Origin of the sequence: Pseudomonas sp. BF-B-26 (assembly GCF_019956495.1) — a bacterium.
GTDB lineage: Bacteria > Pseudomonadota > Gammaproteobacteria > Pseudomonadales > Pseudomonadaceae > Aquipseudomonas.
The window spans coordinates 19,163-34,941 of the sequence record NZ_JAHBDP010000107.1; the positions used below are offsets into that span (position 1 = coordinate 19,163).

Here is a 15,779-nt window from a genome sequence, read left to right on the forward strand (position 1 = left end):
CTTACTCTCCACGAAGGGCTGATACCAGCCCTTTGAATTTGCTGTTGAGCAGGGTGAAGCTGGCTTGGAAGTTGACCGCGTTTTCCGCGTAGTTCGACTGTTCCAGCTGTGCGTCCACGGTGTTCTGGTCGATCGACGGTTGCATCGGCGTGCGATACATCAACGACTCGTCGCCATTGCCCAGACCTTCGGCTTCGATATGACGGCTGTTGGTCATGTTCAAGGCGAATGATCCGCTCTTGGTCTTCTCGTTCTGTGCGGCGAGCACTTTGGAGAAGTCCAGATCCCGAGCCTTGTAGTTCGGGGTGTCGGCGTTGGCGATGTTGTTGGCCAGGACTTCGGCACGCTGGGCGCGGAAGCCCAGGGCTTGTTCGTGGATACCGAGCGCTTTATCGAAGCTGATGCTCATGTCGGAAACCTTCGGGTGACCTGATTTTTCGTAACAGGGACAAAGCAAGCGTCGTGCCAATTCAAAAAAGCCCATAAACCGGGGCTTTGCGGGCAGTGGCAATGTGGCAATGCCAGAAAAGCGGCAACCGATTTCCGCCGCCTGCCGCTTTTCTGCCGCTTATCACGGTAGAAAGAACACCACCTGACCCTGTGGGAGCGGGCTTGCTCGCGAAAGCGGTGTGCCAGTCAAAGCTGATGTCGACTGACACGACGCCTTCGCGAGCAAGCCCGCTCCCACATTGGATCGTGGTGGTGCCGGGAAAATCATCAGGCAAAAAAAAACGGGAGCCCCTGAGGACTCCCGTTTTTTGATGACGCCAACGAATCACTTCGCCTGGTAAATGATCCCCGGGCTGCACTGGACCATCTGGTAATGATCCGGCAAACCGTTCAGCGCCTCGGAAGCACCGAGGAACAGATAACCGCCCGGCTTCAACGTGCTGTGAATGCGCAACAGGATGTCCTTCTTCACCTCGGCGGAGAAGTAGATCAGCACGTTGCGGCAGAACACGATGTCAAACTTGCCCAGCGCCGCGTAGCTGTCCAGCAGGTTGAACGAGCGAAACTCCACCCGGCTCTTGATCGGTGCCTTGATGGCCCAGCGTCCCGGCCCTTTTGGGTCGAAGTATCGTTGAAGGCGCTCGGGCGACAGGCCACGGCCGATGGCCAGGCTGTCGTATTCGCCGGTCTTGCAGTTGGTCAGCATGGTGCCGGACAGATCGGTGGCAACGATCTGCACGCCCATCTTCAACTGGCCCATGTTCACGCGCTCGAACTCATCGATCGACATCGACAGCGAATACGGTTCCTGACCCGACGAACAGGCCGCCGACCAGATCCGCAGACGCTGGCCAGGGGCGGCCTTGATCGCTGCGGGCAGCACCTTGTTCTTCAAGACTTCAAACGGATAGGTGTCACGAAACCACAGGGTTTCGTTAGTGGTCATGGCATCCACCACCATCTCGCGCAAACCGCTGCGCGGCTGGGTCTGGATGCGCTGGACCAGCTCACCCAGGGACTTGATGCCTTGCTGTTCCATCAGTTTGTTGAGACGGCTCGAGACCAGGTATTGCTTGTTTTCACCGAGCAAAATGCCACAGGCTTTTTCCAGGAAGACCCGGAACTGTTCGAAATCCAAATTACCCGTAGACAAAGATACCGCCTCTTAAATCGTATTAACCGTTAGGGGCAAAAGGCCCCTAGCTGATGTCTGCTGCTTTGATCCGGTTGACTACCCGGGATGCCAGGTCATCAGGACGGAATTTGGCAAGGAAGTCATCGGCACCGACCTTCTTGACCATCGCCTGATTGAATACACCCGACAACGAAGTATGCAGGATGATGTGAAGTTTTTGCATGCGAGGGTCGTTGCGGATCTCGGCCGTGAGGGTGTACCCGTCCATCTCCGGCATCTCGATGTCGGAAATCATCATCAGGAACTCTTCTTCCGGCTTCTTGCCCTCGTCGACCAGCTTGCGCAGGTAATCCAGCGCTTGCCGACCGTCGTTCAACGCCACCACTTCGACACCGACCGTCTGCAGGCAACGGGTCACCTGCTTGCGCGCCACCGACGAGTCATCGACCGTCAGTACTCGCAAAGAGAGCGCCTTGTGCTGGGTTTCTACATCCACCACGCCGACGGAAATCGCTTCCGGTGTCGGCGCCACTTCTGCCAGCACTTTCTCGACGTCGATGATTTCGACTAACTGATTGTCGACCCGAGTCACAGCCGTCAGGTAATGATCGCGTCCCGTGCCCTTGGGTGGCGGATGAATCTCCTCCCAATTCATGTTGACGATGCGTTCCACCGACCGCACCAGGAAACCCTGGGTCTTGGTGTTGTACTCCGTGATGATCACGAAGGGATTGCTTTGATCTTTCAGCGCACCGGAGCCGGTCGCCATGGCCAGATCAAGAATCGGAATGGTCGCCCCCCGAATATTTGCCACACCGCACACGACAGGACTGGATTTTGGCATCAGCGTCAGTTTGGGGCATTGCAGCACCTCCCGAACCTTGAACACGTTGATCCCATACAGCTGCTGGCCGTCGAGACGGAACAACAACAGCTCAAGGCGATTCTGCCCTACCAGTTGCGTGCGCTGGTTTACCGCATCCATTACACCAGCCATGCACAGACTCCTACACCAACGCTTAAGTGTGTTGCGACGCGCATTCATCACTAAACGGCACGGCGCTTGCTTTTTAACTCTTATGAACACAGAACCGACATTTTTCCGACGCCTGACATCAAACGCCCGCAAATTGCTTTGCGCGGTGTCGGCCGTCTGCCTGTTCAACGCTGGCTGCCCTGCCCTTGCTGACGCGGTTACCTTGCCTGACATGCTTATCGGCGTCACCCAGGGCTTTCTTGAATTCACCGTAGAAGACTATCTGGCCACCAGTCAAACGGAAGGCCGCTACGAAATCGAGGTCAAGCAGCTCGATCCGCGGCTGCGCATGCCCATGTGCGACAAGGAATTGACAGCGTCCCTGGAGAGCCCCGCCACGCCCCTGGGCCGGGTTACGGTCAAGGTTCGCTGCGAGGGCGCTTCGCCCTGGACGGTCTTCGTACCCGCTCAAGTGCGCCTGTTTCGCGACATTGTCACCACCACCCGCCCGCTGCGACGCGCCGGTATCGTCGAGCCCCAGGATGTGACCCTGCGCGAGCGTGACATCAGCCTGATCAGCCAGGGTTACCTGACTTCCGTCGACCAGGCGATCGGGCAGAAACTTACCCGACCAATGGTCGCCGATCAGGTCATGACCCAGGTGCACATGGAACAGGCAGAAGTCATCAGCAAGGGCGACCAGGTGGTGATTACCGCCCGCAGTGGAACGCTGAGCGTACGCATGCCGGGTGAAGCGCTATCCAACGGCGGCTTGCGCGAACAGATCCGGGTGAAAAACCTCAACTCCCAGCGGGTCATCAAGGCGCAAGTCATCGCGCCCGGCCAAGTGGAAGTAGCGATGTAGAGAACTCTCTGTTTGTGAAGATGTGGCGCGCCACTCGACTGTTCCCTAGACTGTGCCCTATGCAGGGCAAGCGTTGACGCGCGCAAGCTCATTGATAATTGGGCCTAAAGTTTTTCCGGGTATGGCCGAAAACATGGCAAGCGTCCAAATACCCAGAGGTTTTTTGTCATGGTCATCGATTTCAGCCGTTTAAACAGTTCCTCGTCACTTACCGGCAGTACACGTACCAGCACTGCGAAGGAAACCGCCGAAGCCGGCAAGCCCGCACCGCTGAATACCCCGGCCGAACAGGCCAGTACCGTCAAAAGCGGGGAATCGGTACATCTCAGCAATGAGGCTCAACAGTTGCAGAAGGTCACTGACAAGCTGCGCGATCAGCCTGCCGTCGACAACGCCCGCGTGGCCGAGTTGAAAGCAGCGATTGCCGATGGCAGCTACAAAGTCGACAGCAACCGTGTAGCCAGCAAACTGCTCAACTTCGAAGCCCAGCGCTAGGCCAAGGCCTGCGCCAGGCTTTTGGACGCTTAAAACCCAAGGCCAGCCATGCACGACACTAATTTACTGCAACTGATCACCGACGATTTTGCTCCGGCACAGCACTTGCTGGAGTTACTGCAAACCGAGTCCCTCGCCTTGCACGGTCGTGACATGCCACTGCTCGAAGAGATTCTGGCGCAGAAACAGGCATTGATCATTTTGCTCGATCAGCATGGCCGCAAGCGCAGTGAAATCCTCGCCTGCCTCAACCTGCCGACCAATCACAATGGCCTGGAGCAACTTGCCAGCCATTCGAGCATTGGTGATCAGCTATTGGAGCAGAGCGACGTATTGACCGATCTTCTGGCTCAGTGCCAGGCGATCAACGTCAAGAATGGCCAGTCGATTCTGGTGCAACAGGCCGCGACGGCCAATCAGTTGAAAATCCTCAACGGCGGCGAGCCGCCAGCGCTCTACGATGCGCGCGGATCAACCTCCATGCTTGCGAAGCCACGCCCGCTCAGTCAGGCTTGAGCCTGCTGAAAAGCGCGCACTATCAAGACGCGCAACATGCTGGCAATATGCTGGCCAGCCGTAGTCATATTTTGCCTGGAGATGGATGAACCGTGTTCAATGCCTTAAGCGCGGAAGATGCTCCGCAGCCACCCAAGGTGCTCACCACGCCGTTGGAGATCTCCGGCACCCTGCGCCAGCTGCAAGACAGCCATGACCCGCTGATCATCACGTTCCATGAGCGCAGCCAGCGCTTCCAGAGTTATCTGGTGGACATTGACCGTGACAGCAACATGATGGCCCTGGACGAAATGATTCCCCGCGATGGTGAACGCTTCCTGCTCGCCGGCGAACCGTTCAAGGTCGAAGGCTTTCACGACGGCGTGCGTATTGCCTGGGAAAGCAACGGCCCGTTGACCATCGACGAATCCGCTGGCGGTCGCTGCTACCGTGGCGCCCTGCCCGCCCAGGTGGTTTACCACCAGCGTCGCAATGCATTCCGCGCAGCATTGAAGCTGGCACAACTGGTCAACGTCGATCTGGGCGGTGAAAAGCTCAAGTCGCCGATCAGCGGCAAGCTCTTGGACATCTCCGCCACCGGCTGCAAGTTGCGCTTCGAAGGCGACATCACCGCCAGCCTGCAACTGGGCCAGGTGTATGACCGCTTCATCGCCGCCCTGCCCTTTGGCAACATGACGGCACCGGTCGAGCTGCGTTACCTGCACTTCGAAGAAAGGATCTCCACCACCTTCGCCGGCGTACGCTTTCACAACATGAGCGGGCTGGTGCAGCGGCAGGTCGAGCGGTTCGTCTATCAGCTTCAGCGCGAAGCGCGGCGCTTCGACAAAGACGACATGTAATAAGACGCTTCAATAGAAAACGGGCAGTCCCTTGCGGTGACTGCCCGTTTTTTTATGCGTTGTTTTTATGCGTTATGGCCTGGCCTCGGTAAAACTTTGCTCGCGAGGTGCATCAGGGTCTTCGGGTGTCGGATCGGTTTCGGGCCCTGATTCAGGTTCAGGTTCCGGGTCCGGCTCAGGGTTGATCGGGTTCTGCATCTGCTCCTGGACAACTTGCTCATCGACCCGCGGGTCAAGGCAAGCCACCAGTGGCGAACTCGACATACTGTCCGGCATGGCGACGTGATGCAGCGGTGCATCGTCCACCACATGCAGGTTGGTCACCGCTTTCGGGCGAATCCGCCACACCAGTACCAACGCGAAGAAACTGAAGAAGGCATAGAGCATGTGGCTGCCGAACAGCTTCATCAGCACCCCGGCCACCAGCGGCCCGATACTGGCGCCGACACCGTAGGTCACCAACAGCATCGCCGTCAGGGACACCCGGCGATCGCCCTCGACGTGGTCGTTGGAGAATGCCACCGCCAACGGATACAGGCAGAACATCACCAGCGAACAGCAGAACCCGGTGATAAACAAAATCTCCAGCGGTACCTGTTGCATGATTGCCAGCGGCAACGCGGTAAGCGCCAGGACCAGCGCAAAACAGCGGATCAACAACGCCCGGTCATAACGGTCGGACAGCCAGCCCAACGGCCATTGCACCAGCAACCCGGCAAAAATGCAGCTACCCATGAACAGACCGACCTGCTCCGTGGACAATCCCTGCTGTGAGGCATACAGCGGAGCCAGACCGTAGAACGAACCGATGATCAGGCCTGCCCCCAGCACCGTGCTCAACGACTGCGGCACGCGCTTGATGAAGAACCGCGGCTCCATCGGTGCCGGGTGCAACGGCGCCGGGTGAATCCGCCGAGTCAGGGCCACCGGCACCAGGCACAGCGCGAAGCACAAGGCGACCAGCATCAGCAGCTCAAGACCCAGGCCCGGGTGCATGACCAGAATCAATTGACCCAGCACCAGCCCCAGATACGAGGCGATCATGTAGCCGCTGAATACCGTCCCCCGCTGCGTGGCTTCAGCCTGCTCATTGAGCCAGCTTTCGATGACCATGTATTGGCACATCATGCCGAGGCCGACGATGACCCGCAGGAAGATCCAGGCCGGCAACCAGTCCACCAGGCCATGGCCCAGCACCGCCGCACCGACAATCCCGGCGCAGGCCGAATAGGCGCGAATATGCCCGACCCGGGCGATCAACCGGTGACCGATCTTGCCACCCAGCACCAGGCCGCAATAGTTGGCTGCCATCAACGCACCGACCCACAGGCTGTCGACGTGGTCGGCCGCCAGGCGCAAGGCCAGGTAAGTACTCAACAGGCCAGAGCCGATCAACATCATCAGCGAGGCAAAATAAAGCGCTCGAAAGGGTTTCCAGATTTGGCGCATCGGCGTTCCGAGCGGCTCCTTGCAGTGAGTTTCAGGCTACCGACAAACGATAGCCTGATGTCGACGGATCGTCAGGCCTGGGCCGCTAAAACACGCCGTTCCCAGGGAGTAATTTCATCAAAGAAGCTGGTCAACTCCATGGTCTTCGAGGCGATGTAGCCTTCGATGAACTCCTTGCCAAACAGTTCCTTCGCCAATTGACTACGTTTCAGACGCTCAAGAGCCGCATGCAAGGTACACGGCAACGAAAGATTGTCCGGTACTTCAAATTCGCCCTGGATCGGCTCGCTCGGCTCCAGTTTGTGCTCAATGCCATACAACCCTGCAGCAAGGCTGGCGGCGATCGCCAGGTAAGGATTTGCATCAGCCCCCGGCAAGCGGTTCTCGACCCGACGAGCGGCGGGAGAACTGGCCGGAATACGCAAACCGGCCGCACGGTTGTCGTGGGACCAGCAGGCATTATTCGGCGACGCATACGGATGGCACAAGCGCTGATACGAGTTCACGTTCGGTGCGAACAACGCGGTGAAATCCGCCATGCCAGCCTGCTGACCCGCGATGAAATGACGGAAGGTCGCCGTCGGCTCACCCGCCTTGTCGCTGAACACGTTACGCCCGCTGCCGATCTCGATGATGCTCTGGTGAATATGCATCGAGCTGCCGGGCGTGTGCGCCAGCGGCTTGGCCATGCAAACCACGGTCAGGCCATGCTTGAGCGCGACTTCTTTAAGCAGATGTTTGAACAGGAGTGTCTGGTCGGCCAGCAGCAGCGGGTCGCCGTGCAGCAGGTTGATCTCGAACTGGCTGATGCCCATCTCGTGCATGAAGGTATCGCGCGGCAAGCCCAGGGCCGCCATGCAGGCGTAGACTTCAGTGAAGAACGGCCGCAAACCATTATTGGAACTGATACTGAACGCCGAATGACCGTCCTCGCGACGACCGTCCAGGCCCAGCGGCGGCTGGAACGGTTGAGTCGGGTCGGTATTGGGCGCGAAGACAAAAAATTCCAGCTCGGTCGCCACCACCGGTGCCAGGCCGAGAGCCGCGTAACGCGCGATCACGGCTTTGAGTTGGCCGCGGGTCGACAGAGACGAGCTTTCGCCGGTCAGCTCGTCAGCATCGCAAATAGCCAAGGCTCGCGGTTGCTGGCTCCATGGCAAGCGATGGATCTGTGCAGGGTCGGGCACCAGCGCCAGGTCGCCATCATCGCTGCCGTAAAAGCGCGCTGGCGGATATCCGCCCATGATGCATTGCAGCAGCACCCCGCGCGCCATCTGCAAACGCCGCCCCTCGAGAAAGCCTTCGGCGGTCATGACCTTGCCACGGGGTACGCCATTCAAATCCGGGGTGACACATTCAATCTCATCAATGCCCGTCAATCGCTGTGCGAGTGAGCGATGGCCATCGGTTGTCATGACGCAATCCTTTGGTGTTGTGCGAGCCGCGAACGGCGACCCGTACAAAATAGGCTCCGCCTGTTCGGAATATCAAGCAGCGGCCAACAAAAAGACCCGTCAGGGCAGGTAAAGGCTGAACACGCCGCCGCCCAGCGGGCCACCATTGCTGATTTCGGTGCGTCCACCCACGCCGTTGCGCTGATGAAGTGCGGCAATCCGCCCGGCAAAGTACAGGCCCAGGCCAGTGCTTCCGCTGCTGTGGTTGATGCCCTGCACGTAATCGGCCTGACGCTCGATCATCTCGGGTGGATAACCCTCTCCATCGTCGTTGACGGTCAGCACCAGTTGCCCGGCTTCATCGCTGACGCTGATCAACACCGCGTGGCGGGCGTAACGAATCGCGTTGTTGATGCTGTTGCTCAGCACCGAAGCAATCAGCTCCCGGTCGAAGAAACCCAGAGGGCTCAGCGGGTCCACTTCATAGGTCGCGATGATGCCGCGACTGGCGAACACGTCCTGGTGGCAGGCCAATTGCGCTTCGATGAAGTCATCCAGTTCATGGTAGGCCGGTTGCAACGGCATCTGGTTGACGCCGAGTTTGTACAGCCCCAGCAACTGCACCAGCATGCCATTAAGGTGTGCGAATTCGAATTCGATCACGCCCTGCTCCGGCGTGTGCTGCTGCGGATCCGGCAGGCGCGCCAACCATTGGCTGTGGGCCTGCATCACCATCGCCAGGGAATTCTTCATGTCGTGCACGGTGGAGGCAATCACCGTGGAAAAATCGAGTGCCTGTTCGCTGTTGTTCATTCGCCAAACGCCTTGCTTCGCAACTTCTGATAACGGGGAAAACGCGCATCGGTGTCGGGCATCAGGCCGACCATTTTCAGGCACATCCGACATTCCTCCAGCTCCGCCGAAGGGACACTGGTGTCGGTGCCGTGCAGCAGCGACTGCGCCATGTTCAGCGCGATGCTGATGTTCTTCGGTTGCAGCGCCAGGGCTTTGCGGAACACCTGCCGCGCCTCCACCAGGTTGCCGGTCTTGTACACCCGCACGCCCTGACGGTTGAGGTCGGCTGCGGCGTTGCCGGAGTTGAGGATGGTCGGATCGTCGGTCAACTTGGCGATGCCCTTCATCACCGTCGGGTCGTCGCCGTAGATTTCCGCGCAGTTTTTCAGCATCGAGGCACCCGCGCTGGCCTGCCCGAGCATCTGCAGTTGCTTGGCCACCAGCAGCGCGGCTTCGGCGCTCATGAACTGTTCCATGCCATCGAGGCGCATCATCGCCTGCTCGGTAAGCTTTTCGGCGGTTTCGGCATCGTTGAGCAGCAGACTGGTGGCTTTCATCAATCGCGCACGAATCTGCAGACCTGGGTCGGAGGGGTTTTCCTTGGCCACCGCACTCAGCGTCGTGTTGATTTCCAGTCGAGTCCGGGTATCCAGACCTTTTTCGCTGCCTTTACTGATCAAGGCATGGGCCAGGCCGAGGTTGCTCTCCGCATCCTTGAAACGTGACTGCGCGCCCTGCGCCACGGCCTGACGATAGGCTTTGGAGGCGGTGTCGAAATCTTCGTTGGCCATCGCCAACTTACCCAGCAGCGCTTGCCGGCGCACCGCCAGCGGCGACAAGCGGATCGCCTCTTCCAGCACACGCTGGGCCGCCTTGGTGTCGCCTTCGGCGACCAGCACATCGGCCATGCCGTCGTAGAGCGCCGGCATCATAGGGAACACTTTCAGGGCTTTTTCGTAGACGCCTTTGGCCTGAGCGACCTGGCCACGCTTGAACAGCAGCTTACCCAACCCGGCAAACGCCCACGGCAACGGTCGATCGGCAATGATGCTGTCGTAGAGACGTTCCAGCGCCTCGTTCTGATTAAGGTCGCGCAACGCATCGGCGCGGTAGCGCAGGCACAACGGCGAGTAGCGGATGTCTTGCTTGCACAGGGCGATGCAGGCATTGAGCACTTCAACCGGTTTGCCCCGGTCAAGGGCCTGCAGAATCGGCTTGAGCAAGGTCTTGCGTTGCTCCAGCCGCTCCAGGCGTTGAGCCAGGCCGGAACGGTTGAACGGTTTGGTCAGGTACGCATCGGGTTCGTGTTCCAACGCACTGAGCACCATCGCCTGACTGGTCTCGGCGGTGACCATGACGAACACGGCCTCATGGCTGATCAGCTTCTCGATCATCAGGTCCTCAAGCACCTGCTGGCCGTTCTTCTTGCCATCGCCCAGGTGAAAGTCCTGCAGGATGAAATCGTAAGCCTTCTGCGAACACATACGCAGCGCCTGTTCACCGGTGTCGGCGGTGTCGACATCCTTGACGCCCAGCTCGCGCAGCATGGACCTGACGGAACTGCGAAAATCCGAGAAATCATCGACGATCAAAAAACGCTTTTGGTGATACGACAGCATCGAAGATTTCCAGGCAATTTAAGAAGAAGACCATGACTGTTCGGGTTATCGGCCAGAACAGGCATTCACTTGAAGCAACGGGAGTGCAATCGCTCATTTTGCGGTCAAAGAATTCATGGAGGCCTCCCATGGAGAGCTAAATATTTGAAGGTGTTATTGAAAAACGGGATTATCCTGACCTATTGAATTGCGCTTCCTGTCGCTTGAAATCAACACGCTTTACGTCGTAGCTAAAGGCCTAAGTCATGACCACCAAACCCAAGCGCTCGGATACCCCTACCGAGCGAAAGGCCCTGATCCCCAGCACCCTGGACTTTCCGGTGGTGGGCATCGGTGCGTCAGCGGGCGGGCTGCAAGCGATCAAATTGTTCTTTGAAAACATGCCTCAAGACAATGGCATGGCGTTCGTGATCATTCTCCATCTGTCGCCCGATCACCAGAGCATCGCTGACAAGATCATCCAGGAGTCGACCAAGATGCCGGTTCTGCAGGTGACCGAAACGGTGGCCATCGAGAAAAACCGGGTGTACGTCATTTCACCGGCGCAACGGCTGGCAATGAACGATGGCTTTCTGGAAGTCAGCGCCACAGACCCGCGCGAAGGTCGCCACGCATCCATTGATCTGTTTTTCCGCGACCTGGCCGATGTACACCGCGAGCGCGCCTTCTGTCTGGTGTTGTCGGGCACCGGCTCGGACGGCGCGGTTGGTTTGTCACGGATCAAGGAACAAGGTGGCATCACACTGGTCCAGGCACCGGAAGACGCCGAATTCGATGGCATGCCTTGCGCCGCCATCGAAACCCGCATGGTTGACCTGGTGCTACCCGTGGTGGAAATGCCGCAAAAACTGCTGGAACTATGGCGCAACTCCAGGGAAATCACTTTACCCATCGCTAATGATCCAGAACTGCAAAACGTTGCTACGGTGTCCGAGCGTGACGCGGCTCTTGCCGAACAGGTGCTGCGCGACATCCTGATTCAGTTGCGCACTGGAACCGGCCATGACTTCAAACACTACAAGCGCGCCACCGTGTTGCGCCGGATCGAACGCCGCATGCAGGTCACCGGCCAGTCGGATCTGAGTGCCTATTACCAGTATCTGCAGAACAATCCCGAAGAAACCAAGGCACTCCTGGGCGACATGCTGATCGGGGTGACCAACTTCTTCCGTGACAGAGAGGCTTTCGAAGCCCTGGAGCGGGATGTCGTGCCGCAACTGGTCAGCGCCGCCGTGTCCGCGCACCCCGAGAAAGAAGAAATCCGGGTCTGGTCCGCGGGCTGCTCTACGGGCGAAGAAGCCTACAGCCTGGCCATGCTGCTCAACGATCAATTGCAACTGGATGCCAGCGCGGCGTCGATGCAGCTGTTCGCCACCGACATCGACGAACGCGCCATCAGCGTCGGCCGGGCCGGCCTGTATCCACAGGCGATCGTCACCGATGTGCCACCCTCGCGGCTGCGTCACTACTTCATCAAGGAAGACGATCATTATCGGATCCGCAAGGAAATCCGCGAAAAGGTCTTGTTCGCCAAGCACAGCCTGTTGTCCGACCCGCCCTTCTCGCAGATCGACCTGATCGTTTGCCGCAACCTGCTGATCTATCTGGATCGCGAAGTGCAACGCGAAATCCTCCAGATGTTCCACTTTGCCCTGCGTCCCGGCGGTTTCCTGTTCCTCGGTTCTTCCGAGAGCGCAGACGCGTGCCACGAATTGTTCGCGCCGGTGGATAAACGCAACCGGATTTTCCGCGCCAAGACCGGCACGGCCAACAGTCGACGCACACCGACCATGCCGCGTGGAGGCTATGTGCGGACCAACACTTCCCAACAGGTCCCGCAAAGCAGCGCGCCGCGTAAATTGTCATTTGCCGATATCCATCAACGCGCCCTCGAACACTCCGCACCACCGAGCGTGATCGTCGATGCCAACGCCGACATCCTGCATATGAGCGAGAGTGCCGGGCGTTTCCTGCGTCATGTTGGCGGCGAATTGTCGCGGAACTTGCTGACACTGATTCTTCCGGAACTGCGCCTGGAAATCCGCACTACGCTGTTCCAGGTCCAGCAGAGTGGTCTGCCGGTCAAGTCCCGCGAAGTGCCGATCAAGCGTGACAAGCGCAGTTACCTGATTGATCTGGTCGCACATCCCTACAAGGATGAAGATTCGGACGGCGAATACGTCCTGGTGATTTTCGAGGAAGTCGAGGTCGACCCTGCCGAACGGGCGGCCACCACCGTGCTACAGACCGAAAGCCAGGTGCTGTCCAACCTTGAGCGCGAACTGCAACGCACCAAATTGCACCTGCAGGACACCATCGAACAATCGGAAGTCTCCAGCGAAGAGCTCAAGGCTTCCAACGAAGAAATGCAGGCGATCAACGAAGAACTGCGTTCGGCCACCGAGGAGCTGGAAACCAGCAAGGAAGAGCTGCAGTCGATCAACGAAGAGCTGTTGACGGTCAACTACGAGCTGAAAACCAAAGTCGAAGAAACCGACAAGATCAACGACTACCTGACCAACCTGATTGCCTCCACCGACATCGCCACGGTGTTTGTCGATCGCAGCATGCGCATCAAGTGGTTCACTCCGCGTGCCACTGACATCTTCAGCATGTTACCGGTGGATACCGGGCGCTCCTTGCTCGACATTACCCATCGCCTGCATTACGAGGACATCGTCGCAGACGCGGCCCAGGTGTTCGAATCGCTGAACATGATCGAACGCGAAGTCAGCAGCACCGACAACCGCTGGTACATCGCCCGCCTGCTGCCCTATCGTTCCAGCGAAGACCACATCGACGGCACCGTGCTGACGTTCATCGACATCACCAAACGTCGTGCGGCTGAAGAAGAGCTGCGACTGGGCGAAGAACGCATGCGTCTGGTCGCCGAAAGCACGCGCGACTACGCCATCATCACCCTCGATGAGCAGGGCGTGATCACCACCTGGAACAAAGGCGCCGAATTGATCTTCGGCTACAGCAAGGCCGAGGCCGAGGGCGCCTATTACGACTTCATTTTCTCGCCTGAAGATCGCGCGTCCGGCGTGCCTGAAAACGAACTGCTGGCGGTGCGCACCCATGGCCGCAGCGAAGATGAGCGCTGGCACGTGCGCAAGGACGGCAACCGCTTCTTTTGCAGCGGCGAGGTGACCTTGCTCAGCGGCGACAATCTCAAAGGCTACGTCAAAATCGCCCGCGACCTGACCGGCCATAAACGCCAGCATGAAGAACAGAGCCAACAACTGGCCGAAACGCGCAACACCAATTACCTCAAGGATGAATTCTTCGCGGTCATGTCCCACGAACTCAAACATCCGTTGAACCTGATTCAGCTCAATGCAGAACTGCTGCGTCGCTTGCCGGTGACCAAGTCGGTGGAGCCGGCCGCCAAGGCCGTCAACACCATCTGCGACGCCGTCAACAGCCAGGCAAGGATCATCGATGATCTGCTGGATGTCGCCCGGGTCCGTACCGGCAAACTGAAACTGAAACCCATCGCCGTGGATCTGGCCAGTGTGTTGCGCGATATTCACGCCGTCGTGCTCAGCGACCGACACGACGCCACCGTCGAGCTGCACGTGCCTTCAGACGCATTGATGGTCCATGCCGACCCGACGCGCCTGGAGCAAATTATCTGGAACCTGGTGAATAACGCGCTGAAATTCACGCCCTCCAACGGCCACGTGCAATTGATCGCCAGCCAGGTTGGAAACATGGCGCGGCTGGACGTCAAAGACGACGGTGCAGGCATCGCCCCCGAGAACCTCGATCACGTGTTCGACCTGTTCGGCCAGGCTGAAAAGCAGCATGTCAGCCACAACCGTGAAGGACTGGGAATCGGCTTGTCACTGGTCCGCCAGTTGACCGAGGCCCAACGGGGAACGGTTGAGGTGACCTCTGCCGGGGTGGGAACAGGTTGTACCTTCACGGTTTACCTGCCCTTGGCCCACACCCTAGATGAGCCGCAAACCCCGACTCAGGTTGAAGAATCCTCTGGCAGGCTGAGCGGTTTGACGATCCTGCTGGTCGACGACTCCGCCGATGTACTGGAAACCTTGAAAATGCTGCTGGAAATGGAAGACGCGCAAGTGATTGCGTTCGACCGTCCGGTGGCGGCTTTGGATGCCGCAAAAAGCACGCGCTTCGACTTGATCATTTCTGACTTGGGCATGCCGGTCATGAATGGCCACGAGCTGATGAGCGCATTGCGTCAGTTGCCGCTGGTCAAGGATGTGCCGGCCATTGCACTGACGGGCTACGGCGCCCACAGCGACATTCAAAAATCACGGCAATCGGGCTTTGACCAGCACATTGGAAAACCGGTGTCCTATGATGATCTGATCGAAACCATTGAAAATCTGCGACGCTCCCAGACCTGAGGAAGGGTCAGCGCAGATAGGCCCGTTGTACGCAGGCTCGTCGATCGATGGCCTGCCTAAGCCGCTCCTTGTTATCAGCCCAGACCCTGGGATCGACTCTGGTTGAGCGCATCAGCTCCAGCATGGCTGCCTTGGCAGCCAGGTACTCCGACCAGGCATCTTCGGACCTGAGTTTCAAAGACTGGCGCTCGGTCATTTCCATCCGCCGCAGGGCCAGTTCCGGCTCATCGGTAATCACTGGACTCAAAGTCACCTGCACCCGATGCGGCGCGACGAACTCCTGGGTATCCGCAACAATCTCCCTCGCCCGCTGAGCGCCCCACTTCAACGCCGCGCAGTAATGCTCACCGGCGTGCCGGTCATGAGACTCCTCGCAAACCGCCCAGCCATCGGTGCCGTAGACACCTATAAATACCTGGGTAACCCCCTCATGACTGGCCCGTGCCTGCACCTCGATGTGCAGCCCATTGCTGAGTACCTCTTCATGCGTATGAAGGGGTAACTGCGTGTTGGTCCATAACCAGAATTTTGCGCCTCTTCGCCGCATCGACGTTGCCCCATGAGTTATGTCTGGAGTAAGGCACAGCAATGCCAGACTTTCCATGTAGATCGTCGGGTGATGACACGTAGAAAAGAGCAATCAACAGCTGGCGCAAACCCAGCGGGGACTCCGTAGCAGATGTTTTTTCTTCGGACAAAACAAAACCCCTACCTGCATACGCAGATAGGGGTTTCGGAATTTAATCTTGACGATGACCTACTCTCACATGGGGAAACCCCACACTACCATCGGCGATGCATCGTTTCACTGCTGAGTTCGGGATGGGATCAGGTGGTTCCAATGCTCTATGGTCGTCAAGAAAT

The 15,779-nt window shown here is 58.4% G+C and carries 13 protein-coding genes and 1 rRNA gene; 5 read left to right on the top strand and 9 right to left on the bottom strand.

Annotated features, from left to right (window positions below; all coding sequences use genetic code 11):
* Position 1 precedes the first annotated feature (1 nt).
* From flgB to KGB03_RS24625, 3 genes are all read right to left on the bottom strand, one after another.
* The gene (flgB, locus tag KGB03_RS24615; RefSeq protein ID WP_008147960.1) at positions 2–409 is read right to left on the bottom strand and encodes a flagellar basal body rod protein FlgB; all 408 of its coding nucleotides are present in this window, start codon (positions 407–409) and stop codon (positions 2–4) included.
* A 366-nt stretch (positions 410–775) separates the two neighbouring features.
* Complete coding sequence (gene cheR, locus KGB03_RS24620) at positions 776–1,603, bottom strand: protein-glutamate O-methyltransferase CheR (protein ID WP_074879171.1); 828 nt, start codon at positions 1,601–1,603, stop codon at positions 776–778.
* Between the two features lie 46 nt (positions 1,604–1,649).
* Positions 1,650–2,582, bottom strand: coding sequence for a chemotaxis protein CheV (locus KGB03_RS24625; protein ID WP_008147956.1), 933 nt, complete (start codon positions 2,580–2,582; stop codon positions 1,650–1,652).
* Positions 2,583–2,664: 82 nt separating this feature from the next.
* Here KGB03_RS24625 and flgA point away from each other — a divergent pair, with 82 nt between their 5' ends.
* The 4 genes from flgA to KGB03_RS24645 all read left to right on the top strand — a co-directional run bounded on the left by flgA (position 2,665) and on the right by KGB03_RS24645 (position 5,276).
* Complete coding sequence (gene flgA / locus KGB03_RS24630) at positions 2,665–3,426, top strand: flagellar basal body P-ring formation chaperone FlgA (RefSeq protein WP_111451685.1); 762 nt, start codon at positions 2,665–2,667, stop codon at positions 3,424–3,426.
* 168 nt (positions 3,427–3,594) lie between these two features.
* Entirely contained in the window at positions 3,595–3,921 is a 327-nt protein-coding gene (gene flgM / locus KGB03_RS24635) for a flagellar biosynthesis anti-sigma factor FlgM (RefSeq protein WP_008147951.1), read from the top strand.
* Positions 3,922–3,969: 48 nt separating this feature from the next.
* Complete coding sequence (locus tag KGB03_RS24640) at positions 3,970–4,437, top strand: flagella synthesis protein FlgN (RefSeq protein WP_223529590.1); 468 nt, start codon at positions 3,970–3,972, stop codon at positions 4,435–4,437.
* A 92-nt stretch (positions 4,438–4,529) separates the two neighbouring features.
* Positions 4,530–5,276 carry a flagellar brake protein gene (locus KGB03_RS24645; protein ID WP_218539060.1) on the top strand — a complete coding sequence of 249 codons (747 nt, stop codon included), beginning with the start codon at positions 4,530–4,532 and terminating at the stop codon, positions 5,274–5,276.
* Between the two features lie 72 nt (positions 5,277–5,348).
* Here the strand turns inward: KGB03_RS24645 and KGB03_RS24650 are convergent, their stop codons facing one another.
* The 4 genes from KGB03_RS24650 to KGB03_RS24665 all read right to left on the bottom strand — a co-directional run bounded on the left by KGB03_RS24650 (position 5,349) and on the right by KGB03_RS24665 (position 10,533).
* Positions 5,349–6,725, bottom strand: a complete 1,377-nt coding sequence (locus KGB03_RS24650) for an MFS transporter (protein WP_218539059.1) — start codon at positions 6,723–6,725, stop codon at positions 5,349–5,351.
* A gap of 71 nt (positions 6,726–6,796) precedes the next feature.
* A complete protein-coding gene (locus KGB03_RS24655; protein WP_223529593.1) occupies positions 6,797–8,038 on the bottom strand; it encodes a glutamine synthetase family protein in 1,242 nt (413 codons plus the stop codon).
* A 201-nt stretch (positions 8,039–8,239) separates the two neighbouring features.
* Entirely contained in the window at positions 8,240–8,932 is a 693-nt protein-coding gene (locus KGB03_RS24660) for a sensor histidine kinase (RefSeq protein WP_218539058.1), read from the bottom strand.
* On the bottom strand, positions 8,929–10,533 hold the full coding sequence (locus KGB03_RS24665; RefSeq protein WP_223529591.1) for a tetratricopeptide repeat-containing response regulator: 1,605 nt from the start codon (positions 10,531–10,533) through the stop codon (positions 8,929–8,931). Before KGB03_RS24665 ends, KGB03_RS24660 begins: the two co-directional genes overlap by 4 nt.
* 245 nt (positions 10,534–10,778) lie before the next feature.
* On the opposite strand from KGB03_RS24665, the gene KGB03_RS24670 reads away from it, so the two are divergent.
* On the top strand, positions 10,779–14,915 hold the full coding sequence (locus tag KGB03_RS24670; RefSeq protein WP_223529592.1) for a CheR family methyltransferase: 4,137 nt from the start codon (positions 10,779–10,781) through the stop codon (positions 14,913–14,915).
* A gap of 7 nt (positions 14,916–14,922) precedes the next feature.
* Here the strand turns inward: KGB03_RS24670 and KGB03_RS24675 are convergent, their stop codons facing one another.
* Positions 14,923–15,462 (bottom strand): hypothetical protein, encoded by a 540-nt coding sequence (locus tag KGB03_RS24675; RefSeq protein WP_192411070.1) that lies wholly within the window; start codon positions 15,460–15,462, stop codon positions 14,923–14,925.
* 197 nt (positions 15,463–15,659) lie between these two features.
* Positions 15,660–15,775 (bottom strand): 5S ribosomal RNA (gene rrf, locus KGB03_RS24680).
* Positions 15,776–15,779: the final 4 nt, after the last annotated feature.

Coding starts and splice junctions, on each gene's coding strand:
- flgB (WP_008147960.1), bottom strand. CDS start 409: ATGAGCATCAGCTTCGATAAAGCGCTCGGTATCCACGAACAAGCCCTG.
- KGB03_RS24625 (WP_008147956.1), bottom strand. CDS start 2,582: ATGGCTGGTGTAATGGATGCGGTAAACCAGCGCACGCAACTGGTAGGG.
- flgA (WP_111451685.1), top strand. CDS start 2,665: ATGAACACAGAACCGACATTTTTCCGACGCCTGACATCAAACGCCCGC.
- flgM (WP_008147951.1), top strand. CDS start 3,595: ATGGTCATCGATTTCAGCCGTTTAAACAGTTCCTCGTCACTTACCGGC.
- KGB03_RS24640 (WP_223529590.1), top strand. CDS start 3,970: ATGCACGACACTAATTTACTGCAACTGATCACCGACGATTTTGCTCCG.
- KGB03_RS24650 (WP_218539059.1), bottom strand. CDS start 6,725: ATGCGCCAAATCTGGAAACCCTTTCGAGCGCTTTATTTTGCCTCGCTG.
- KGB03_RS24655 (WP_223529593.1), bottom strand. CDS start 8,038: ATGACCGCCGAAGGCTTTCTCGAGGGGCGGCGTTTGCAGATGGCGCGC.
- KGB03_RS24660 (WP_218539058.1), bottom strand. CDS start 8,932: ATGAACAACAGCGAACAGGCACTCGATTTTTCCACGGTGATTGCCTCC.
- KGB03_RS24665 (WP_223529591.1), bottom strand. CDS start 10,533: ATGCTGTCGTATCACCAAAAGCGTTTTTTGATCGTCGATGATTTCTCG.
- KGB03_RS24670 (WP_223529592.1), top strand. CDS start 10,779: ATGACCACCAAACCCAAGCGCTCGGATACCCCTACCGAGCGAAAGGCC.
- KGB03_RS24675 (WP_192411070.1), bottom strand. CDS start 15,462: ATGCGGCGAAGAGGCGCAAAATTCTGGTTATGGACCAACACGCAGTTA.